Annotated in this window: 21 protein-coding genes, 1 tRNA gene and 1 pseudogene; 10 read left to right on the forward strand and 13 right to left on the reverse strand. The window is 70.3% G+C overall.

Features of this window, described 5'->3' with window-relative positions:
- Positions 1-123: 123 nt before the first annotated feature.
- From galT to galK, 3 genes are read left to right on the forward strand one after another with little or no spacing between them, the layout of a single operon-like run.
- Positions 124-1182 carry a galactose-1-phosphate uridylyltransferase gene (gene galT / locus BLW82_RS25035; protein WP_093501938.1) on the forward strand — a complete coding sequence of 353 codons (1059 nt, stop codon included), beginning with the start codon at positions 124-126 and terminating at the stop codon, positions 1180-1182.
- The gene (gene galE, locus BLW82_RS25040) at positions 1182-2150 is read left to right on the forward strand and encodes a UDP-glucose 4-epimerase GalE (RefSeq protein WP_093501940.1); all 969 of its coding nucleotides are present in this window, start codon (positions 1182-1184) and stop codon (positions 2148-2150) included. Before galT ends, galE begins: the two co-directional genes overlap by 1 nt.
- Positions 2151-3308, forward strand: a complete 1158-nt coding sequence (gene galK / locus BLW82_RS25045) for a galactokinase (RefSeq protein ID WP_093501942.1) — start codon at positions 2151-2153, stop codon at positions 3306-3308.
- A 3-nt stretch (positions 3309-3311) separates the two neighbouring features.
- Here galK and BLW82_RS25050 read toward each other — a convergent pair whose 3' ends face one another.
- A complete protein-coding gene (locus BLW82_RS25050; protein ID WP_177233316.1) occupies positions 3312-3770 on the reverse strand; it encodes a GNAT family N-acetyltransferase in 459 nt (152 codons plus the stop codon).
- A gap of 260 nt (positions 3771-4030) precedes the next feature.
- Between BLW82_RS25050 and BLW82_RS25055 the strand changes: the two genes are divergently transcribed.
- Positions 4031-4804, forward strand: coding sequence for a LuxR C-terminal-related transcriptional regulator (locus BLW82_RS25055; RefSeq protein WP_093501943.1), 774 nt, complete (start codon positions 4031-4033; stop codon positions 4802-4804).
- A 429-nt stretch (positions 4805-5233) separates the two neighbouring features.
- Here BLW82_RS25055 and tamR read toward each other — a convergent pair whose 3' ends face one another.
- Entirely contained in the window at positions 5234-5731 is a 498-nt protein-coding gene (tamR, locus tag BLW82_RS25060; RefSeq protein ID WP_093501945.1) for a MarR family transcriptional regulator TamR, read from the reverse strand.
- A gap of 89 nt (positions 5732-5820) precedes the next feature.
- Here tamR and BLW82_RS25065 point away from each other — a divergent pair, with 89 nt between their 5' ends.
- The 3 genes from BLW82_RS25065 (at position 5821) to BLW82_RS25075 (ending at position 7252) form a co-directional block, all read left to right on the forward strand.
- Positions 5821-6636, forward strand: coding sequence for a trans-aconitate 2-methyltransferase (locus tag BLW82_RS25065; protein ID WP_093501947.1), 816 nt, complete (start codon positions 5821-5823; stop codon positions 6634-6636).
- A complete protein-coding gene (locus BLW82_RS25070; RefSeq protein ID WP_093501949.1) occupies positions 6636-6998 on the forward strand; it encodes a VOC family protein in 363 nt (120 codons plus the stop codon). Before BLW82_RS25065 ends, BLW82_RS25070 begins: the two co-directional genes overlap by 1 nt.
- Positions 6999-7078: 80 nt before the next feature.
- The gene (locus tag BLW82_RS25075; RefSeq protein WP_093501951.1) at positions 7079-7252 is read left to right on the forward strand and encodes a CsbD family protein; all 174 of its coding nucleotides are present in this window, start codon (positions 7079-7081) and stop codon (positions 7250-7252) included.
- Positions 7253-7280: 28 nt separating this feature from the next.
- Here BLW82_RS25075 and BLW82_RS25080 read toward each other — a convergent pair whose 3' ends face one another.
- Positions 7281-7955 carry a TetR/AcrR family transcriptional regulator gene (locus BLW82_RS25080; RefSeq protein ID WP_093501953.1) on the reverse strand — a complete coding sequence of 225 codons (675 nt, stop codon included), beginning with the start codon at positions 7953-7955 and terminating at the stop codon, positions 7281-7283.
- Positions 7952-8964, reverse strand: a pseudogene (locus BLW82_RS25085) (acyl-CoA desaturase). Before BLW82_RS25085 ends, BLW82_RS25080 begins: the two are co-directional and overlap by 4 nt.
- Before the next feature lie 308 nt (positions 8965-9272).
- On the opposite strand from BLW82_RS25085, the gene ppc reads away from it, so the two are divergent.
- Positions 9273-12005: a phosphoenolpyruvate carboxylase gene (gene ppc / locus BLW82_RS25090; protein ID WP_093501955.1), complete on the forward strand. Its 2733-nt coding sequence runs from the start codon at positions 9273-9275 to the stop codon at positions 12003-12005.
- Between the two features lie 72 nt (positions 12006-12077).
- Here the strand turns inward: ppc and BLW82_RS25095 are convergent, their stop codons facing one another.
- The 7 genes from BLW82_RS25095 to BLW82_RS25125 form a co-directional block, all read right to left on the reverse strand.
- A complete protein-coding gene (locus BLW82_RS25095; RefSeq protein ID WP_093501957.1) occupies positions 12078-12578 on the reverse strand; it encodes a hypothetical protein in 501 nt (166 codons plus the stop codon).
- A 64-nt stretch (positions 12579-12642) separates the two neighbouring features.
- Positions 12643-13245 carry an aminoacyl-tRNA hydrolase gene (gene pth / locus BLW82_RS25100; RefSeq protein WP_093501959.1) on the reverse strand — a complete coding sequence of 201 codons (603 nt, stop codon included), beginning with the start codon at positions 13243-13245 and terminating at the stop codon, positions 12643-12645.
- 124 nt (positions 13246-13369) lie between these two features.
- Positions 13370-13963: a 50S ribosomal protein L25/general stress protein Ctc gene (locus BLW82_RS25105; protein WP_093508249.1), complete on the reverse strand. Its 594-nt coding sequence runs from the start codon at positions 13961-13963 to the stop codon at positions 13370-13372.
- 210 nt (positions 13964-14173) lie between these two features.
- Positions 14174-15154: a ribose-phosphate diphosphokinase gene (locus BLW82_RS25110; RefSeq protein WP_093501961.1), complete on the reverse strand. Its 981-nt coding sequence runs from the start codon at positions 15152-15154 to the stop codon at positions 14174-14176.
- A 141-nt stretch (positions 15155-15295) separates the two neighbouring features.
- The gene (glmU, locus tag BLW82_RS25115; RefSeq protein ID WP_093508250.1) at positions 15296-16744 is read right to left on the reverse strand and encodes a bifunctional UDP-N-acetylglucosamine diphosphorylase/glucosamine-1-phosphate N-acetyltransferase GlmU; all 1449 of its coding nucleotides are present in this window, start codon (positions 16742-16744) and stop codon (positions 15296-15298) included.
- A 112-nt stretch (positions 16745-16856) separates the two neighbouring features.
- Positions 16857-16929: transfer RNA gene (locus tag BLW82_RS25120), tRNA-Gln, on the reverse strand.
- 8 nt (positions 16930-16937) lie between these two features.
- On the reverse strand, positions 16938-17819 hold the full coding sequence (locus BLW82_RS25125) for a hypothetical protein (protein ID WP_093508251.1): 882 nt from the start codon (positions 17817-17819) through the stop codon (positions 16938-16940).
- Positions 17820-17985: 166 nt separating this feature from the next.
- On the opposite strand from BLW82_RS25125, the gene BLW82_RS25130 reads away from it, so the two are divergent.
- Positions 17986-19326: a sensor histidine kinase gene (locus BLW82_RS25130; protein ID WP_093501963.1), complete on the forward strand. Its 1341-nt coding sequence runs from the start codon at positions 17986-17988 to the stop codon at positions 19324-19326.
- Between the two features lie 14 nt (positions 19327-19340).
- Here BLW82_RS25130 and BLW82_RS25135 read toward each other — a convergent pair whose 3' ends face one another.
- Complete coding sequence (locus tag BLW82_RS25135) at positions 19341-19838, reverse strand: SUKH-3 domain-containing protein (RefSeq protein WP_093501965.1); 498 nt, start codon at positions 19836-19838, stop codon at positions 19341-19343.
- 67 nt (positions 19839-19905) lie between these two features.
- A complete protein-coding gene (locus BLW82_RS25140) occupies positions 19906-20445 on the reverse strand; it encodes a YwqJ-related putative deaminase (protein WP_177233060.1) in 540 nt (179 codons plus the stop codon).
- Positions 20446-20744: 299 nt separating this feature from the next.
- Here BLW82_RS25140 and BLW82_RS25145 point away from each other — a divergent pair, with 299 nt between their 5' ends.
- Positions 20745-21770, forward strand: coding sequence for an SMI1/KNR4 family protein (locus BLW82_RS25145; protein ID WP_093501969.1), 1026 nt, complete (start codon positions 20745-20747; stop codon positions 21768-21770).
- The last annotated feature ends 4 nt before the right edge of the window (positions 21771-21774 follow it).

Below are 21774 nucleotides of genomic sequence, written 5' to 3' on the forward strand. Positions count from 1 at the left end.
AGTAATTCAACACTTTCGTTGTCTCACCTTGATTGATTGCGATGTTGACTCACGTGGTGAGTTGTGTTTTGGTGTGTTCGGTTCTGTTGGATGGTTGGCTGGCTCGATCAATGGGAGTCCGCAGTGAAGAAGACCTCGACCCGGCTGGCCGACGGTCGCGAACTCATCTACTACGACCTGCGCGACGACACGGTGCGGGACGCGGTGGACCGCCGCCCGCTGGAGCGGACGCACACCACCTCGGAAATCCGCCGGGACCCGCTGCTCGGCGACCAGGTCGCGATCGCCTCGCACCGGCAGGGCCGCACCTACCACCCGCCGGCCGACCAGTGCCCGCTGTGCCCGACCCAGGGCGACCGGCTGAGCGAGATCCCCGACTCGTCGTACGACGTCGTGGTCTTCGAGAACCGTTTCCCCTCGCTGGCCGGCGACTCCGGGCGCTGCGAGGTGGTCTGCTTCACCTCGGACCACGACGCGTCCTTCGCCTCCCTCACCGAGGAGCAGGCGCGGCTCGTCCTCGACGCGTGGACCGACCGGACCTCGGAACTGTCGCATCTCCCCTCCGTCGAGCAGGTGTTCTGCTTCGAGAACCGCGGCGAGGAGATCGGCGTGACGCTCGGTCACCCGCACGGCCAGATCTACGCCTACCCCTTCACCACCCCGCGCACCGCCCTGATGCTGCGTTCTCTCGCGCAGCACAAGGAGGCCACCGGCGGGGAGAACCTCTTCGACACCGTGCTGGAGCGTGAACTCGCCGACGAACGGGTCGTCCTTGAGGGTGAACACTGGGTCGCCTTCGTGCCGTACGCGGCACACTGGCCCTACGAGGTCCACCTGTACCCGCGGCGCCGCGTCCCCGACCTGCTCGGCCTCGACGAGGCGGCCCGCTCGGAGTTCCCCCAGGTTTATCTGGAACTCTTGAGGCGCTTCGACCGTATCTTCGGTGAGGGTGAGCCCCCCACGCCCTACATCGCCGCCTGGCACCAGGCGCCGTTCGGGACGCTGGAGGAGTTCGACGGTGTCACGCGCGACGACTTCGCGCTGCACCTGGAGCTTTTCACCATCCGCCGAACGTCCGGCAAGCTGAAGTTTCTCGCGGGTTCCGAATCAGGCATGAGTGTGTTCATCAACGACGTGCCGCCGGAGCGCGCGGCCGAGCGACTGCGAGAGGTAGCGAGTTGATGAAGTACCTGGTGACGGGCGGGGCGGGATACGTCGGCAGCGTGGTCGCCCAGCACCTGCTGGAGGCGGGCCACGAGGTCACCGTCCTCGACAACCTGTCCACGGGCTTCCGCGAGGGCGTCCCGGCGGGCGCCGCCTTCGTCGAGGGCGACATCCGCGACGCCGCGAAGTGGCTGGACCCCTCCTACGACGCGGTGCTGCACTTCGCCGCGTTCTCCCAGGTCGGCGAGTCCGTCGTGAAGCCGGAGAAGTACTGGGACAACAACGTCGGCGGCACCATGGCGCTGCTCGCCGCGATGCGCGAGGCCGGCGTCCGCAAGCTCGTCTTCTCCTCCACGGCGGCCACCTACGGCGAGCCGGAGCAGGTCCCGATCGTCGAGACCGCCCCCACGCGGCCGACCAACCCGTACGGCGCCACCAAGCTCGCCGTCGACCACATGATCACCGGCGAGGCCGCCGCGCACGGCCTGGGCGCGGTCTCCCTGCGCTACTTCAACGTGGCCGGCGCGTACGGCGCGCAGGGCGAGCGGCACGACCCCGAGTCGCACCTGATCCCGCTGGTCCTCCAGGTCGCCCAGGGCAGGCGCGAGGCCATCTCCGTCTTCGGCGACGACTACCCGACGCCCGACGGCACCTGCGTCCGCGACTACATCCACGTCGCCGACCTGGCCGACGCCCACCTGCTGGCCCTGACGGCCGCCAAGCCCGGCGAGCACCTGATCTGCAACCTCGGCAACGGCGAGGGCTTCTCGGTCCGCCAGGTCATCGAGACCGTCCGCCAGGTCACCGGCCACCCGATCCCCGAGGTCGTGGCCCCGCGCCGGGGTGGCGACCCGGCCGTCCTGGTCGCCTCGGCGGCCACCGCCCGCGAGAAGCTGGGCTGGAACCCGACCCGCGCGGACCTCGCGGGGATCGTCGCGGACGCCTGGGAGTTCGCGCAGCGCATCGGCACAGCAAGGGAGCGGTAAGTGGGGGCAGCACAGCAGGTCGCCGACGCCTTCGAGGAGCTGTACGGCACGGCTCCCGACGGCGTCTGGGCGGCACCGGGCCGGGTCAACCTGATCGGCGAGCACACCGACTACAACGACGGCTTCGTGATGCCGTTCGCACTGCCGCACGTGGCGACGGCCGCCGTGGCCCGCCGCACCGACGGCGTGCTGCGGCTGCACTCCGCGGACGTCGGGGGCGGGGTCGTCGAGTTCTCCCTCGACGCCCTGGAGCCCGGCACCGACCAGGAGTGGACGGCGTACCCGGCGGGCGTGGTCTGGGCGCTGCGCGAGGCCGGCCACCCGGTCACCGGCGCCGACGTCCACCTCGCCTCCACCGTCCCGACCGGTGCGGGCCTGTCCTCCTCCGCGGCCCTGGAGGTGGTGATCGCCCTCGCCCTCGACGACCTGTTCGCACTGGGCCTGCAGCGCTGGCAGCTGGCCCGCCTGTGCCAGCGCGCGGAGAACGTCTACGTCGGGGCGCCGACCGGCATCATGGACCAGACGGCGTCCGCCTGCTGCGAGCAGGGCCACGCCCTGTTCCTGGACACCCGCGACCTGTCGCAGAAGCAGATCCCCTTCGACCTCGCGGCCGAGGGCATGCGCCTGCTCGTCGTCGACACCCAGGTCAAGCACGCCCACAGCGGCGGCGAGTACGGCAAGCGCCGCGCGGGCTGCGAGAAGGGCGCGGCCCTGCTCGGGGTGGACGCCCTGCGGGACATCCCCTACGACGAGCTGGACTCCGCGCTCGACCGCCTCGGCGACGAGGAGGAGGTACGGCGCCTGGTCCGGCACGTCGTCACCGAGGACCACCGCGTCGAGCGCGTCGTCGCCCTCCTCGAAGCGGGCGACACCCGTGCCATCGGCCCGGTCCTCACCGAGGGCCACGCCTCGCTCCGCGACGACTTCCAGGTCTCCTGCCCCGAGCTGGACCTGGTCGTGGAGGCGGCGAACGCGGCCGGCGCGCTGGGCGCCCGGATGACCGGCGGCGGCTTCGGCGGCTCGGCGATCGTGCTCGCGGAGACGGCCGACGTCGACACGATCGCGAAGGCGGTCGAGGAGGCCTTCGCGGCGGCCGGGCTCAAGGCCCCGCGGGTCTTCGAGGCGGTGCCGTCGGCGGGCGCCCGCCGGGCGGGGTGAGGCTCAGCCCAGCCGCTTCACCAGCGTGTACTCCGTGATCCCCGGCGGGTAGTCGGGGATCACGCACACCACGTCGTACCCCTGCTTCTGGTAGAACTCCGGGGCCTGGAAGTCCCAGGTCTCCAGGCGGGCCGCGGTGCAGGCGCGGTCGGTGCGGGCGATGCGCTCGGCCTCCGCGAGCAGGCTGCCGCCGAGGCCGGTGCCGCGGTGCCGGGCGTCCACCCACAGGTAGGTGACGTGCAGCCAGGACGCCCAGCTGTGGCCGACCAGGCCGCCGGCCATCCCGCCCGAACCGTCGTCCATCGCCCAGAGGTGCAGCGGCACTTCGCGTTCGGCGGGGGTGCCGCGCAGCGCGGCCAGGACCGGAGAGGCCGCCGTGTTGGTGGCCAGCAGTCGCGCGCGGAGCAGATCGCGCCGTTCCTTGTCGACTTCCGCCTCAATACGAAACATGCGGCACACCATAAACGCGTCGGCCGGGCAGTTCTGCAAATTGCCTTCCGCTCACGGCGCCCGGTCGTACTCTGATGAGCAGTGCCGGTGGGGGCCGGCGCTGATCAGGGGGCGAGACAAGTCGGATACGACGCCCGTGGTGGGGGTAGCAGTTCAGGCACGGCGGCGGCCGTGCGGTGTGGCCCTCCCGCGGGTGTCGTGTCCGCACGGTTCGTCGTTCTCCGGACCTTGGGTATCCCCGGCTCGTGAAGAGCACTGGGGAAGGGGGTTTCGTGGTTCGCATCCGAGTCCTGGTCGTCGACGACCACCGCATCTTCGCCGAGTCACTGGCCGCGGCACTGGCCGCCGAGCCGGACGTCGACGTGTCCGCGGCCGGCAGCGGTCCGGCAGCGCTGCGCTGCCTGGAGCGCGCGGCCGCCGAGGGCCGTCGTTACGACGTGCTTCTCGTCGACGCCGACCTGGGCGGTCAACTGCCGGGCGGCCGGGCGGCCGTGCCGGTGCAGGAGGCCAACGCGGAGGGGCTGGTCGACGGCATATCGCTGGTCGCCGGGGTCCGTTCGGCCCATCCGGCCGTCCGGGTCGTCGTCCTCGCCGAGAAGGACGACCCGCGGCGCGCGGCCCTCGCCCTGCAGGCCGGCGCCTGCGGCTGGGTCGCCAAGGACTGCTCGCTCTCCCGGCTGCTCAACGTCATCCGGGGCGTGCTGCGCGACGAGACGCATCTGCCGCCCGCCCTGCTCACGGGCGTCCTGCGGGAGTTGACGGCGGCCCGCAAGCACCGCACCGAGAGCGAGCGGCTGGTGGAGTCCCTCACGCCGAGGGAGCGGGAAGTGCTCCGGTGCATGGTGGCGGGCCTGGGGCGCAAGGCGGTCGCCGAGCGCCTCTTCCTGTCCCCGCACACCGTGCGCACCCACATGCAGAACGTCCTCGGCAAACTGGGCGTCCACTCCACCCTGGCCGCGGTGGCGCTGGCCCGGCGGGCGGGGGTGGGACCGGTGGACCTGGCACCCACCGCCCGAATCATCCCGGAGGAGAGCACCAGCGCCTGACAAACGCCCGTCGAGCAGCGCCCCGTAAGGGGCGCGGGGAACTGCGCGACCACCCACGACGGCGCCGCAGCCGAAAGACACCGGGAAGCGGCGCTTCCTGGTGCAGTCGGCCGCGGTCCGGCAGTGCCCCGTCAGGGGCGCGGGGAACTGGGCGATCAGCCATGACGGCGCCGCAGCCGAAAGACACCGGGAAGCGGCGCTTCCTGGCGCAGTCGGCCGCGGTCCGGCAGTGCCCCGTCAGGGGCGCGGGGAACTGCGCGATCAGCCACGACGGCGCTGCAGCCGAGAGGCTCCGAAGAAGTGCGGCGCTTCCTGGTGCAGTCGGCCGTGGTCCGGCAGTGCCCCGTCAGGGGCGCGGGGAACTGCGCGATCAGCCACGACGGCGCCGCAGCCGAAAGACACCGGGAAGCGGCGCTTCCCGTGGAGCGCCTAGCCGGGGATGTTGTCGAACGGCGCCGTCAACTGCCGCAGCAGACCCGCGAGTTCCGACCGCTGCGCGGGGGAGAGCTCGCCGAGGATCGCGCGCTCCTGGTCGAGCAGGCCCGCCAGGGCCTGGTCCGCGCGGTCCTGGCCCTCGGTGGTCAGCCGGACCAGCACACCTCGCCGGTCGCTCGGATCCGGCAGCCGCTCGACCAGGCCCTTCTTGGCCAGCCGGTCGATGCGGTTGGTCATCGTCCCTGAGGTGACCAGGGTCTGGGTCAGCAGCTGGCCCGGGGAGAGCTGGTACGGCGTGCCGGCGCGCCTGAGCGCGGTGAGCACGTCGAACTCCCAGGGCTCCAGGCTGTGCTCGGCGAAGGCCAGCCGACGTGCCCGGTCCAGGTGCCGCGCCAGTCGGCTCACCCGGCTGAGCACCTCGAGCGGTTCCACGTCGAGGTCCGGGCGCTCCCGGCGCCACGCAGCGACCAGCCGATCGACCTCGTCCTCCATGGCGATCAGTGTAGTGGTTGTGTCGACGTGAAGTCTCTTGATGTCGAGTCTCTTGACATCGAGATACTTGCCCGGGGAAGGTGAGGGACATGACGACTCCTGCCTGGGACCCGGCCCAGTACCTCCGTCACTCCGGCCCCCGCGCCCGCGCCTTCGCCGACCTCCTCGCCCACGTCCCCGCCCTCCCCGGCGACCCCCCGGCCATCGCCGACCTCGGCTGTGGCCCCGGCAACGTCACCGCCGTCCTCGCCGACCGCTGGCCCACCGCGCGCATCACCGGCTACGACAACTCGGCCCCGATGCTCGACAAGGCCGAGGTCGACCACGCGGGCCCCACCCCCGGCGGCGGCCGCCTCGACTTCGCCCACGCCGACCTGCGCACTTGGACGCCCGACAGGCCCTACGACCTGATCGTGTCCAACGCGGCGCTCCAGTGGGTCCCCGGCCACCTGGACCGCTTCGCCGACTGGCTCGGCGCGCTCGCCCCCGGCGGCACCTTCGCCTTCCAGGTGCCGAACAACATCGACGCGCCCCTGCACGCCCTGATGCGCGAGCTCGCCGCCACGCCCCGCTGGAAGGCCCGGCTCGCCGACGTGCTGCGCCACGAGGACTCCGTCCACCCGCCCGCCGCCTACCTCGACCGGCTCGCCCGCCTCGGCTGCGCCACCGACGTCTGGGAGACCACCTACCTGCACGTCCTGACCGGCGAGGACCCCGTCCTGGACTGGGTCAAGGGCACCGGGCTGCGCCCCGTCCTCACCGTCCTGGGTGACGACCCCGAGGCCCGGGACGCCTTCGTCGCCGACTACCGCGACCTGCTGCGGCAGGCCTACCCGAGCGCCCCCTACGGCACCGTCCTGCCCTTCCGCCGCCTGTTCGCCGTCGCCCGCAGGGAGAACGCCTGATGCTCACCGCCCTCGACCACGTCCAGCTCGCCGTACCGCCCGGCTCGGAGGACCTGCTGCGGGCCTACTACCGCGACCTCCTCGGCATGACGGAGATCCCCAAGCCGCCCGTGCTCGCGGCGCGCGGCGGCTGCTGGTTCCGGGCCGGGACCGTCCACCTGCACCTGGGCGTCGAGGCGGCCTTCCGGCCCGCCCTCCAGGCCCACCCGGGACTGCGCGTCACGGACATCGAGGCGTACGCCGAACGGCTCGAAGCCGGCGGCGCCCCCGTCACCTGGGACGACGACCTCCCCGGACACCGTCGCTTCTACTCGCAGGACCCCGTCGGCAACCGCCTGGAGTTCCTGGAACCGGTTTCCTGAGCCCCCGTTTGCCCGGGCCCGCTCCTGGTTACCCGAAGCAATGACCCCACGTACCTATCTGGCTTCAGGAGGGATCGACGGTGTCAGGACACCAGAAGGCCAAGGGCAAGAAGGAACAGATCAAGGGCAAGGCCAAGGAGGTCGGCGGGCGCGCGACCCGTGACGTGCCCCTGGAGGCCGAAGGGCGCCTGGAGCAGTCGAAGGGCGACGCCCGCCAGGCCAAGGAGAAGATGAAGGACATCTTCAAGCACTGATACGCGACGGCGCGCGGCACCGCAGGGCTCAGGCCTTGCGGTGCCCTATCAGCCGCGGCTTCTGCTCCAGGCCGTCCAGGCCGTGCCAGGCCAGGTTCACCAGGTGGGCGGCGACCTCCGCCTTCTTGGGGCGGCGCACGTCCAGCCACCACTGGCCGGTCAGCGCGACCATCCCCACCAGCGCCTGCGCGTACAGCGGGGCCAGCTTGGGGTCGAAGCCGCGGCTCTTGAACTCGCGGCCCAGGATGTCCTCCACCTGGGTCGCGATGTCCGAGATCAGCGAGGCGAAGGAACCCGTCGACTGCGGGATGGGGGAGTCCCGGACCAGGATCCGGAATCCGTCCGTGTACTCCTCGATGTAGTCGAGCAGCGCGAACGCGGCCTGCTCGCACAGCTCCCGCGGGTGACCGGCCGTGAGCGAGCCGGTCACCATGTCCAGCAGGCGCCGCATCTCCCGGTCGACCACCACCGCGTACAGGCCCTCCTTGCCGCCGAAGTGCTCGTACACCACCGGCTTGGACACCCCGGCCTTCGCCGCGATCTCCTCCACCGACGTGCCCTCGAACCCCCTCGCCGCGAAGAGGGTGCGACCGATCTCCAGCAGCTGCTGGCGGCGCTCCGCCCCGGTCATACGGGTACGACGCGCCCGCCGCTGCTTGTCGGTACTGGGGGTGCTGGAGTCGGTCGCCACGGCGTCAATCATGCCGCCTTCGCGGCCTGAGCCCCCTGCGATGAGCCGCCTTCCCCGGTGTTACGGCGCGAATCGATACGCGAGCGTGACGGCCAGCGCACGTCGTACGCCCAGCCCAGCTGCTCGCACCAGCGGATGATCCGCGCCGACGAGTCGATCTGCCCGCGCTCCACCCCGTGCCGCGCGGACGTCGGGTCGGCGTGGTGCAGGTTGTGCCAGGACTCGCCGCAGGACAGGACCGCCAGCCACCACACGTTGCCCGACCGGTCCCGCGACTTGAACGGCCGCTTGCCCACCGCGTGACAGATCGAGTTGATCGACCACGTCACGTGGTGGAGCAGCGCCACCCGGACGAGTGAACCCCAGAAGAACGCGGTGAACGCGCCCCACCAGGACATCGTCACCAGCCCGCCGATCAGCGGCGGCAGCGCCAGGGAGAGCACGGTCCAGTAGATGAACTGCCGGGAGATCGCCCGGATGGCCGGGTCCTTGACCAGATCCGGCGCGTACTTGTCCTGCGGAGTCCGCTCCTCGTCGAACATCCAGGCGATATGCGCCCACCACAGGCCCTTGATCAGCGCCGGCACGGTCTCGCCGTACCGCCACGGCGAGTGCGGGTCGCCCTCGGCGTCGGAGAACTTGTGGTGCTTGCGGTGATCGGCCACCCAGCGCACCAGCGGACCCTCCACCGCCATCGACCCGGCGACCGCCAGCGCGATCCTGAGCGGCCGTTTCGCCTTGAAGGAACCATGGGTGAAGTAACGGTGGTAACCGATGGTCACACCATGGCAGCCGAGATAGTAGAAGAACACCATCAGGCCCAGGTCGAGCCAGCTCACGCCCCCCCATCCCCACGCCAGTGGCACCGCCGCCAGGAGCGCGAGGAACGGCACGACGATGAACAGGAGCAGAGTGACCTGCTCCAGCGAACCCTTCCGCTCACCCCGAGGGTGGCGGACGGGATCGCGGTGTCGGCCGACTTCCGGGGGTCTTCGATCACATCGGAACTTGACGAGGTCATGCGCGTCCCCTGTGGGGTCGAGGGTTGAGAGATGCGCCGATCCGCGGCGACCGAACGGGACGGCAAAACAGCTTCCCTACGGTTCCGTAACCTACGGCGACGTAAGTATGGCAGCGGGGCGTCTCACGGCAAGAGCCCCAGCACCTGCGCGTCCTCATGGACACCTATCCTTGGAATCGGTCGGACAGCGCGGTCCGCTCTGTTTCCTTCCCTGATGTCCGGCCGCTATGCGGACAGGCGCCGCCTGCCGCCCGGCCGACGGACGGGTTCCCTCCAGACGAGCTTCAACACTGCAAGGAGCCGCACCTGTGAGCAGTGCCGACGACCAGACCACCACGACCGGCAGTGAGCTGCGCGCCGACATCCGCCGGCTGGGCGACCTCCTGGGCGAGACCCTCGTCCGCCAGGAGGGCCCCGAGCTGCTGGAGCTCGTCGAGAAGGTCCGCCGCCTCACCCGCGAGGACGGCGAGGCAGCCGCCGAACTGCTGCGCGGCATCGAACTGGAGACCGCCGCCAAGCTGGTACGCGCCTTCTCCACCTACTTCCACCTCGCCAACGTCACCGAGCAGGTGCACCGCGGCCGCGAGCTGCGCGCCCGCCGCGCCGCCGAGGGCGGCCTCCTCGCCCGCACCGCCGACCGGCTCAAGGACGCCGACCCCGAGCACCTGCGCGAGACCGTGCAGAACCTCAACGTCCGCCCGGTGTTCACGGCCCACCCCACCGAGGCCGCCCGCCGTTCGGTCCTCAACAAGCTCCGGCGCATCGCCGCGCTCCTGGACACCCCGGTCATCGAGTCCGACCGCCGCCGCACCGACGTCCGCCTCGCCGAGAACATCGACCTCGTCTGGCAGACCGACGAGCTGCGCGTCGTCCGCCCGGAACCCGCCGACGAGGCCCGCAACGCCATCTACTACCTGGACGAACTGCACGCCGACGCGGTCGGCGACGTCCTGGAGGACCTGACGGCGGAGCTGGAGCGGGTCGGCGTCAGGCTCCCCGACGACACCCGCCCCCTCACCTTCGGCACCTGGATCGGCGGTGACCGCGACGGCAACCCCAACGTCACCCCCCAGGTCACCTGGGACGTCCTCATCCTCCAGCACGAGCACGGCATCAACGACGCCCTGGAGATGATCGACGAACTCCGCGGCTTCCTCTCCAACTCCATCCGCTACACGGGCGCCACCGAGGAACTGCTGGAGTCCCTCCGGGCCGACCTGGAGCTGCTCCCCGGGATCAGCCCCCGCTACAAGCGCCTCAACGCCGAGGAGCCCTACCGCCTCAAGGCCACCTGCATCCGGCAGAAGCTCGTCAACACCAAGCAGCGCCTGGCCACCGGCACCCCGCACGAGCCCGGCCGCGACTACCTCGGCACCGCCGAGCTCCTCGACGACCTGCGCCTCATCCAGACCTCCCTGCGCGAGCACCGCGGCGGCCTGTTCGCCGACGGCCGCCTGGCCCGGACCATCCGCACCCTCGCCGCCTTCGGCCTCCAGCTCGCCACCATGGACGTCCGCGAACACGCCGACGCCCACCACCACGCCCTCGGCCAGCTCTTCGACCGCCTCGGCGAGGAGTCCTGGCGCTACGCCGACATGCCCCGCGAGTACCGCGCCAGGCTCCTCGCCAAGGAACTCCGCTCGCGCCGGCCGCTCGCCCCCACCCCGGCGCCCGTCGACGAGGCCGGTGCCAAGACCCTCGGCGTCTTCGAGACCGTGAAGAGGGCCCTGGAGATCTTCGGCCCCGAGGTCGTCGAGTCCTACATCATCTCCATGTGCCAGGGCGCCGACGACGTCTTCGCCGCCGCCGTCCTCGCCCGCGAGGCCGGACTGATGGACCTGCACGCCGGCTGGGCCAAGATCGGCATCGTGCCGCTCCTGGAGACCACCGACGAGCTCAAGGCCGCCGACACCATCCTGGAGGACATGCTCTCCGACCCGTCCTACCGCCGCCTGGTGGCACTGCGCGGAGACGTCCAGGAGGTCATGCTCGGCTACTCCGACTCCTCCAAGTTCGGCGGCATCACCACCAGCCAGTGGGAGATCCACCGCGCCCAGCGCCGGCTGCGCGACGTGGCCCACCGCTACGGCGTCCGGCTGCGCCTCTTCCACGGCCGCGGCGGCACCGTCGGCCGCGGCGGCGGCCCCTCCCACGACGCCATCCTCGCCCAGCCCTGGGGCACCCTGGAGGGCGAGATCAAGGTGACCGAACAGGGCGAGGTCATCTCCGACAAGTACCTGATCCCCTCCCTCGCCAGGGAGAACCTGGAACTGACCGTCGCGGCCACCCTCCAGGCCTCCGCCCTGCACACCGCCCCCCGCCAGTCCGTCGAAGCCCTGGCCCGCTGGGACGCCGCCATGGACGTCGTCTCCGACGCCGCCCACGCCGCCTACCGCCGCCTGGTGGAGGACCCCGACCTGCCGACGTACTTCCTCGCGTCGACACCGGTGGACCAGCTCGCCGACCTGCACCTCGGCTCCCGGCCCTCCCGCCGCCCCGGCTCCGGCGTCTCGCTCGACGGCCTGCGCGCCATCCCGTGGGTGTTCGGCTGGACCCAGTCCCGGCAGATCGTCCCCGGCTGGTTCGGCGTCGGATCCGGCCTCAAGGCCCTGCGTGAGGCCGGCCTGGACACCGTCCTCGAAGAAATGCACGAACAGTGGCACTTCTTCCGCAACTTCATCTCCAACGTCGAGATGACCCTCGCCAAGACCGACCTGCGGATCGCCCAGCACTACGTCGACACCCTCGTCCCCGACGAGCTCAAGCACGTCTTCGACATGATCCGCGAAGAGCACGCCCTGACCGTCGCCGAGGTCCTGAAGATCACCGGCGAGGCCGAACTCCTCGACGCCACCCCGGTCCTCAAGCAGACCTTCACCATCCGCGACGCCTACCTGGACCCGATCTCCTACCTCCAGGTCACCCTGCTCAAGCGCCAGCGCGACGCGGCAGCGGCAGGCGAACCGGCCGACCCGCTCCTCGCCCGCGCCCTGCTGCTCACCGTCAACGGCGTGGCAGCGGGCCTGCGCAACACCGGCTGACGACCGGCGGCCAGGCATGACGGTGCCCCCGGGGTCGTACACCCCGGGGGCACCGGCCGTTCTCCGCACGGCTCACTGCAACGCCGCGAACGCCGCCGTGAGCAGCGCGAACCCACAACCCCCCAGCACCCACGCCACCCGCCGCAGCCGCAGACCCCCGGCCACCACCACCGACGCCAGCAGCAACGCACCGCCCAGCGGCACCCAGGCGTACAGCACACCGGCCGACCCCGACCGGACCACATTCCCGGTACCCGGCTTCACGATCACGTCGTACGTCTGCCCCTTGCGCACCCCGACCGACTTGTCCAGCACGACACTCGCCCGCTTCGACGCGCCGGCCGAGGCGGGCGCGAACGGCCCCGTGCAGGTCTCGGCACCGCACGCCGACACCGTCACCGTGCCCCGCTCCTTGCCCTTCGTCAGCATCACGTCCTGCGCGGTGCCCCACGACCCCCACACCCCGGCGACCAGGATCAGCACGGCGACCGCGCCCATCGACAGGACACGCAACGCGTCGACCGGGCCCGTACGGGAGGAGGCGGCGGAGGCAGCAGGCATGGCCGGGATCATTGGCCATGTCCCCACGGCCGGTCAACTTCCGCAGGGGACAAGCGGTGGACGGGCGGGGGACAAGTCAGGAGTTGTACGAGCTTTGCGCCCGCTCAAGGCCCTCGGCGACCAGCGCCTCCACCGCGTCGGCGGCCCGGTCCACGAAGTAGTCCAGCTCCTTGCGCTCGGCCGAGGAGAAGTCCTTCAGCACGAAGTCCGCGACCTGCATACGACCCGGAGGCCGCCCGATCCCGAACCGCACCCGGTGATAGTCCGGGCCCATCGCCTTCGTCATCGACTTCAGCCCGTTGTGCCCGTTGTCGCCACCGCCCAGCTTGAGACGGAGCACGCCGTAGTCGATGTCCAGCTCGTCATGGACCGCGACGATGTTGGCCACCGGCACCTTGTAGAAGTCGCGCAGCGCGTTCACCGGGCCACCGGAGAGATTCATGAACGACATCGGCTTGGCCAGCACCACCCGCCGGCTGCCCGGCCCCGGCGACCCGAGCCGCCCCTCCACGACCTGCGCCTGAGCCTTCCCGGCCCGCTTGAACTTCCCACCGATCCGGTCGGCGAGCAGGTCCGCGACCATGAACCCGACGTTGTGCCGGTTCATCGCGTACTCCGGCCCGGGATTACCGAGCCCGACGATCAGCCAGGGGGCGCCTGCGGGGGTGGTCACGTCCATCTCTCCTTGATACGCGCCAGCCGCCGCTCCCGGGGGAACGGCGGCTGACCGTTGCTCGACCGCTTACTGCTCGCGGCTCACCGGTGCCGGGCGCCTACACAGCGGACGGCACTGAACCGACGGCTCAGGCCTCAGCCGCTTCCTCGGCCGCACCCTCGCCCTCGGGCGCCTCCTCCGCCTGCGCGGACAGCACCTGGAGGACGACCGCGTCCTCCTCGACGGCCAGCGTCACACCGGACGGCAGCGTGATGTCCTTGGCCAGGACGGAGGCGCCGGCCTCCAGGCCCTCGACGGAGACGGACACGGACTCGGGGATGTGCGTGGCCTCGGCCTCGACCGGCAGCGCGTTGAGCACGTGCTCCAGCAGGTAGCCGCCGGGGGCCAGCTCGCCCTCGGTGTGCACCGGGATCTCGACCGTGACCTTCTCGCCGCGCTTGACCAGCTGCAGGTCGACGTGCTCCAGGAAGCCCTTGATCGGGTCGCGCTGCACCGACTTCGGGATCGCCAGCTCGTTCGTCTTGCCGTCGATGTCCAGGGAGATCAGGACGTTCGGCGTACGTAGCGCGAGCAGCAGGTCGTGGCCCGGCAGGGTCAGGTGGAGCGGGTCCGAACCGTGGCCGTACAGGACACCGGGAACCTTGCTGTCACGACGGATACGGCGCGCGGCACCCTTGCCGAACTCGGTGCGCGTCTCGGCGGTGATCTTCACCTCGGACATGGTCATCACTCCTCGTAGAGGTAGGAACGGACGTGGTCACCCGGCCACGAACGGCCTGCTACGAAGAGCGCGTCGATAACGGAGGCGTGGCCTCCCTCGCCGAGCAACTGGGGAAGTCTACTCGGCGAAGGAGGCCACGGAGAAATCGATCAGTGTCCGCCGAACGCAAACGATCATGCAGAAGCGTTTTTACAGCTCACTGCTCGCCACTCACTGCTCGTCGAACAGGCTCGTCACCGAACCGTCCTCGAACACCTCGCGCACCGCACTCGCAATCGTCGGCGCGATCGACAGCACCGTGATCTTGTCCAGATCCCGGCTCAGCTCACCCGGCGTCGGCAGCGTGTTCGTCAGCACGAACTCACTCACCCGCGAGTTCTTCAGCCGATCCGCCGCCGGACCCGACAGCACACCGTGCGTCGCCGTCACAATGACGTCCTCCGCACCGTGCGCGAACAGCGCGTCCGCCGCCGCACAGATCGTGCCACCCGTGTCGATCATGTCGTCGACCAGGACACACACCCGGCCCTTGACCTCACCCACGACCTCGTGGACGGTCACCTGGTTCGCCACGTCCTTGTCACGCCGCTTGTGCACGATGGCCAGAGGCGCACCGAGACGGTCGCACCAGCGGTCCGCCACCCGCACCCGACCCGCGTCCGGAGACACGATCGTCAGCTTGTCCTTGTCCACCTTCGAGCCCACGTAGTCCGCGAGCAGCGGAAGCGCGAACAGGTGGTCCACCGGACCGTCGAAGAAGCCCTGGATCTGGTCCGTGTGCAGATCCACCGTCAGGATCCGGTCCGCACCCGCCGTCTTCATCAGATCCGCGATCAGCCGCGCCGAGATCGGTTCACGACCCCGGTGCTTCTTGTCCTGCCGCGCGTAACCGTAGAACGGCACAATCACCGTGATGGACCGCGCCGACGCCCGCTTCAGCGCGTCGATCATGATCAACTGCTCCATGATCCACTGGTTGATCGGAGCCGTGTGGCTCTGGATCACGAAACAGTCGGCACCACGCGCCGACTCCTGGTAGCGGACGTAGATCTCGCCGTTCGCGAAGTCGAAGGCCTTCGTCGGGACGACCCCGATACCCAGCTGGTGGGCGACCTCCTCGGCAAGCTCGGGGTGGGCGCGGCCGGAGAAGAACATCATCTTCTTCTCGCCGGTCGTCTTGATCCCGGTCACAGCACTGTCTCCTCAGAGGTGTCTCAGCCGTACAGCTGGATCTTCAGCGCCCCGAGTGTCTGGCGCGGAAGGGCGAAACAGCTGGTTAGGTGCGGGTGTGCACTTATCACGGTACGACGTCTTCGGCGCACCTGTTTCCGGTCAGTCCTCGCTCACGCCCCGCCGAGAAGCCGCCTCGGCGGCTTTCGCCGCCGCACTCCCCGGACGCTTCCGGGCCACCCAACCCTCGATATTCCGCTGCTGACCGCGGGCCACGGCCAGCGAACCGGGCGGCACATCCTTCGTGATCACGGACCCGGCAGCGGTGTACGCACCGTCCCCGACCGTGACAGGCGCCACAAACATGTTGTCCGAACCCGTCTTGCAGTGCGACCCGACGGTGGTGTGATGCTTGCTCTCGCCGTCGTAGTTCACGAACACACTCGCCGCACCGATGTTCGAGTACTCGCCGATCGTCGCATCCCCCACGTACGACAGATGCGGAACCTTCGTCCCCTCCCCGATCGACGCGTTCTTCGTCTCCACGTACGTACCGATCTTGCCCTTCGCCCCCAACCGGGTCCCCGGCCGCAGATAGGCATACGGTCCCACGCTCGCGTCCGCACCGATATGGGCGGAATCGGACACCGTGTTGCTCACCCGCGCCCCCGCGTCGACCCGCGTGTCCTTCAACCGGCTGTTCGGCCCGACCTCCGCACCCTCCCCCACATGGGTCGACCCGAGCAGCTGCGTCCCCGGATGCACCACCGCATCCTGCGCGAACGTCACCGTCACATCCACCCACGTCGTCGCCGGATCCACGACCGTCACGCCGTCCAGCATCGCCCGCTCCAACAGCCGGTCGTTCAGGATCCGCCGCGCCTCCGCCAGCTGCACCCGGTTGTTGATCCCGGCGATCTCCCGATGGTCCCCCGCCACCGACGCCCCCACCCGGTACCCCGCCTCCCGCAGGATCCCCAGCACGTCCGTCAGGTACTCCTCGCCCTGACTGTTGTCCGTCCGCACCTTCCCCAGCGCGTCCGCCAGCAACTGCCCGTCGAACGCGAACACCCCGGAATTGATCTCTCGGATCGCCCGCTGCTCCTCCGACGCGTCCTTGTGCTCCACGATCGCCGTCACGGCCCCCGAGGCCACGTCCCGCACGATCCGGCCGTAACCGGTCGCGTCCGGCACCTCCGCCGTCAGCACCGTCACCGCGTTGCCGTCACCGTGATGCGCCTCGGCGAGCCGCTTCAGCGTCTCCCCGGTCAGCAGCGGAGTGTCCCCGCACACCACGACCACGGTCCCGTCGACCGGCCCGCCCAGCTCCTCCAACGCCATCCGCACGGCGTGCCCGGTGCCGTTCTGCTGCTCCTGCACGGCGGTACGGACGCCGGCGTCGACCTCGCCGAGATGCGCGGCGACCTGCTCACGCGCGTGCCCGACGACGACGACCAGGTGCTCGGGGTCCAACTCACGGGACGCGGCGAGCACATGACCCACCAGGGAACGGCCACAGAGGTCGTGCAGGACCTTGGGTGTGGCCGACTTCATACGGGTGCCCTCACCCGCTGCGAGAACGACGACGGCTGCCGGGCGAATGGCGCTCACGGGGTTGCCCTTCGGCTTCTTGGACGGGGGTGACATCCGCAGGATACCGGGGCGTTTCAGGGGCGACATGAGAGCGGGCCCTGACGGAGCTGTCAGGGCCCGAACCGAGCAGCTCCGCCAGCTGGATTCGAACCAGCACTACAGGGCTTCAAAGGCCCGCGGGCTACCAGTTACCCCATGGCGGATGGCTGCGTCAGACCTTACCTGAGTGCAGAGGTGTCGTGATCCCGCTGGCTGCATCCACCATGCCCCTCCACCAGCCCTCGATGCAGCGGTAGAGCTCGGCGCCCTGTGATACGCGGACCACCAGGCAGCCGCGGTAGTTCTCTCCGACGTTCTTGCGCACTGTCTTGGGATTGTGTTTCTTGAGGGTGGTCCTGTAGAAGGCGGAACGGTCGGCTCCAACAAGGTCGGCCCAGAACTGTTCGGCGCCGGTGACGTCCGCCGTCTCGTGGATCATCACGCAGAATCGAAGGCGTTCACGCTCTACCCGGAGCAGGTCCAGCCAAGCCAAATAGAGTTCGATGACCCCTGGGTCGCTGTTGACGAAGATCACGTTCTCTCGGCGGTCGTAAGGCTTGTCCTTGGCTCCTTCGGCCCAGTACAGGGCCACTCCTGCCATGAAAAGCTCCCGCGGGGTCATCGCGCCGATCTCGTCGGCGGCATCCGCCTTTGTCCGTTGCCGCTCCTCGTCCCGCACCGCGAGCTCATGCTCCCAGCGTTTGCGAGCGGCCAGCTTCGCCTGTTCCGTAGGGTCGCGACGCTCCGGTTTCGGCAGATCCCGTACCCACAGCGAGATCGAACTCTTCGAGCACCCCAGCTCCACCTGGATCTGGTCGTACGTCCAGCCCTGGAGCCGTAGCTCCCTCGCCCTCTCTCGCAGGTCGTCCTTGGCGTTCGGGCGCCTCGTCCAGTCAGGGGGTGGCTCGCCCTCCAGGAGGCGGTTGAGGATGTCGTTGTTGTCGACGTGGAGACGGTCGCGGATCTGGCGGCGGCTGAGTCCGGCTCGTCGGAGCGCCACCGCCTGCTCCCGCAGCCCCTCGAAGTCCCGGTATTTGCTGTGTGGATGTGCCATGGGCATACCGTCCGGGCGGAATGGTCGGTTCCGGGGTCGAACATGGGCGGTTCAGTAGTTCGAGGGATTCCAGGGGGTTTTGATGTTGTTCGGTTACGGAGTGTGGTGGAGGCGAGTAGACGAAACTCACCGGAAAAGCCCACCCTCGCGCCCGTAGGCTGGAGGCATGACCACGACGGGGGCAGACCACGCGACGGCCTTGACCGGGCCGTGGTGGTGGGTGCGGTGGCGTAGCGCGGTGCTGGATGTGGGGCTCGCGCTGGTGTCGGCGCTGGAGTGCGCCGCGGAGGGGATTCCGTTCGCGCGGGACGCGGGGATCCCGGTGTCGGCGGGGATCGTGTTCGGTTTGCTGGCCGGTTCCGTGCTGGTGCTGCGCCGGAAGTGGCCGATCGCGGTGGTGCTGGTCGCGATCGCGATCACACCGGCCCAGATGGGTTTCCTGATGGGCATCGTCGGCCTGTACACGCTGGCGGCGGCGGAGCTGCCTCGGCGGATCATCGTGGCGCTGGCGGGGATGACGTTCCTGGGGACGTTGATCGTGACGTTCGTGCGGGTGCGGCAGAGCATGGCGCGGGGGGATCTGACGCTGGGGGACTGGTTCGTTCCGTTCGCGTCGCTGGCGACGTCGCTGGGGTTGACGGCTCCGCCGGTGCTGTGGGGGTTGTACGTGGGGGCGCGGCGGCGGTTGATGGAGAGTCTGCGGGAGCGGGCGGACAGTCTGGAGCGGGAGCTTCAGTTGCTGGCGGAGCGGGCGGAAGAGCGTGCGGAGTGGGCGCGGGGTGAGGAGCGGACGCGGATCGCGCGGGAGATGCACGACGTGGTGGCGCACCGGGTGTCGTTGATGGTGGTGCATGCGGCGGCGTTGCAGGCGGTGGCGCGGAAGGATCCGGAGAAGGCGGTGAAGAACGCGGCGCTGGTGGGGGACATGGGGCGTCAGGCGTTGACGGAGTTGCGGGAGATGCTGGGGGTGTTGCGTTCGGGGGAGGCGGCTCAGCGGCGTACGGCTGCGGCTGCGGCTACGGCTACGGCTGCGGCGTCGGTTGCGGTGCCGTTGGCTGCGGTGGGGGTGGCGGCTGCGGCGGCGGCTTCGCGGGTGGCGGCGGAGGAGGAGGGGCCGTGGCTGTCGGAGCTTGAGGTGCTGGTGGGGCAGTCGGCGGCGGCGGGGATGGTGGTGGATCTGTCGGTGGAGGGGGATGTGCGGTCGTATGCGGCGGTGGTCGAGCAGACGGCGTTCCGGGTGGTGCAGGAGGCGCTGACGAACGTGCACAAGCATGCGGCGGGTGCGAAGACGCATGTGCGGTTGGCGCACCGGGTGGCGGAGATCGCGATGCAGGTGGAGAACGAGCCGCCGCCGGAGCCGGCGTCCGCGGCGGCCGCGGGGCTGCCGTCGGGTGGGAACGGTCTGGTGGGGATGCGGGAGCGGGTGCTGGGGCTGGGTGGGGTGTTCGTGTCGGGGCCGACGGATGCGGGGGGTTTCCGGGTGTCGGCGGTGATTCCCTCGGCCTGACCGCCGGAGAGCCGCTAGGGCTGGGTGGTGAGGCGTTGGGGTTCGACGCCTGCGATGAGGGTGGTCAGGGCGTGGTCGATGTCGGGGCCGACGTACCAGTCGCCGGTGTGGTCGAGGGTGTAGACGCGGCCTTCGGCGTCGATGGCGAGGAGGGAGTGGGTGTCGGTCTCGGCGCCGAGGGGGCAGATCTCGGTGTCGAGGGCGCGGCCGAGGTCGCCGAGGGTGCGGGCGAGGTGGAGGCCGTGCAGGGGGTCGAGGTGGAGGGTGGCGGGGGCGATCTGGCGGCCGGTGCCGGTGGGGTTGATGTGGAGGCCGCCGAATTCGGCCCAGGCCTCCACGGCGGCGGGGAAGACGGCGTGCCGGTGTCCGGCGGGTGAGGTGTGGTCGCGCAGGGTGTCGGCCCAAACTTCGGCTTGTTTTATGTCCCAGCGTCCGGGTTGCCAGCCGGCGGCGCGCAGGGCTGCGTCGACGGGCACGGAGAAGCGTGTGGAGGTGGTGCGGTCGGCGTGCATCTGCCCTTCGATCGTCCTGGTTGCCGTGCGGGTGCGGGTGCGGGTCTGTGGCGTGTGGGGGTGTGGGTCAGGCGTCGTCGGTGGTGGGGTCGACGACGCGGACGCCGAAGTGGGCGGTGAGGGCGGCGCAGGCCCGGCAGGGGGCGGCGAAGCTGCCGTGCAGGGGGTCGCCGTCCTCGCGTATGCGGCGGGCGGTGAGTTTGGCCTGCTTGAGGGATTTGCGGGCTTCGCCGTTGGTCATGGGTTTGCGGGCGGCGCGTTTGCTGCGGGCGCTGTCGGCGGTGCCGAGGTGCCGGGAGATGAGGATGGCCTCGGCGCAGCGGCCGGTGAAGCGGTCGCGTTGTCCGCTGGGGAGGGTGTCGAGGAACTCCTGGACCAGCGGGTGCAGCGGGGGCGGCTGGTCACCGCGCGCGGCGGTGCCGGTGAGGGTGGCGCCGCGGACGGAGAGGGCCGCGGCGACGGTGGGCAGGATTCCGTCGCGGCGGTGCTGGAGGGTGGGGGCGGGAGGTATTTCGTTGCTGCTCCAGCCGATGCGGGGGTCGCCGTTGGTGGCGCCGTGGGTGGCGCCGGACATGGCGTTGTGTGGTCCCGTCTGTGTGGTGTTCATGATCGTCTTCCCCTCCCGGGCATCCCCCCGAAAGTCACAGACTGCCAAATCCTGTGGCGGGTGCGGTAGCTGGGGCGGTGCGACACGCCCGGGTCCGGGCAGGCTGTCACGGCAGGGTGACGGCTGGTCACGGAACCGGAGGGCCGGTGACCGGGGTTCGTGTACCGCATAGGCTGTCGGCAACCGCGACGGGCGCGGTCGACGCGTCCGGGATGTGGGAGAGACAGCCGGATACGGGCCGTGCCGCACCGCAGGGGTGTGATGCCGGTCCGTACAGAGTGCCGCAGGGGGCAACGGTCATGACGACAGGTCGGCTCGGGCTGGGGGCACCGGCCAGCCGCCAGGCTGGGGGACAGGCCGCGCCGCCGAACGCGGCCTATGCCGGGCAGGTCGTGCATTTCCCGGATCCGGTTCGGGCGGCACGTCACCCGAGAGGGGTACGGATCGACGAGCGTGGTTACCCCGACTTCTCGCCCTACGCGCGTGCGGCGGCGGAGATCGCCGATCCGCCGGAGGGTTTCGGCGTCGACGAGTTGCGGCTGACGGACTTCGTGTCCGCGAACGCGGTGCTGGCGGCTTCCGGTCATGAGCTGTGGGACACGGTGCCGGTGGTGGCGACTCCGCACGGCTGGACGTGGCACCACGTGGCGGGGTCGCGGCGGCTGGAGCTGGTCCCGGTCGAGGTGAAGGCGTTGCTGCGGCACCACGGTGGGGTGGCGACGGCGCGGGTGGACCACGACAAGCGGGGGACGCGGCCGTTGCAGGAGACGCGGCCGGCGCACTTCGGGCTGCCGAAGTCGGGTGTGGCGGTGTCGGAGTCGCAGGTGCAGGGGGTCGAGGAGGATCTCGGCTACCGGCTGCCGGGTGCGTACCGTTCGTTCCTGAAGGCGGCGGGGGGTTGTGCGCCGGTGGGTACGGCCCTGGACGCGGGTCTCGGGCTGCTGGTGGACCAGCCGTTCTTCACGGTCCGGGACGAGGCGGCGGTGAACGACCTCGTGTACGTGAACAAGTGCCTGCGCGACCATCTCACCAAGGACTATCTGGGCGTCGGTTTCGTGCAGGGCGGTCTGCTGGCGGTGAAGGTCAAGGGGGACCGGCTGGGTTCGGTGTGGTTCTGCGCGTACGACGACGCGCGTGACGTGGATCCGGGGTGGCCGCCGGCGGAGCGGGTGGAGCGTCTGCTGCTGCCGTGCGGTGAGGACTTCGACGTGTTCCTGTCGCGGCTGGCGGGGTCCCCGCCGGAGTTGGAGACGGTGGCGAACCTGATGGTCGACGGTGGTTTCGCGCGTGCCGTGCCGGTGTCCTCGGCCGGCTCGGGGGAGTGAGGTC

The organism is Streptomyces sp. Ag109_O5-10, from assembly GCF_900105755.1.
GTDB lineage: Bacteria > Actinomycetota > Actinomycetes > Streptomycetales > Streptomycetaceae > Streptomyces.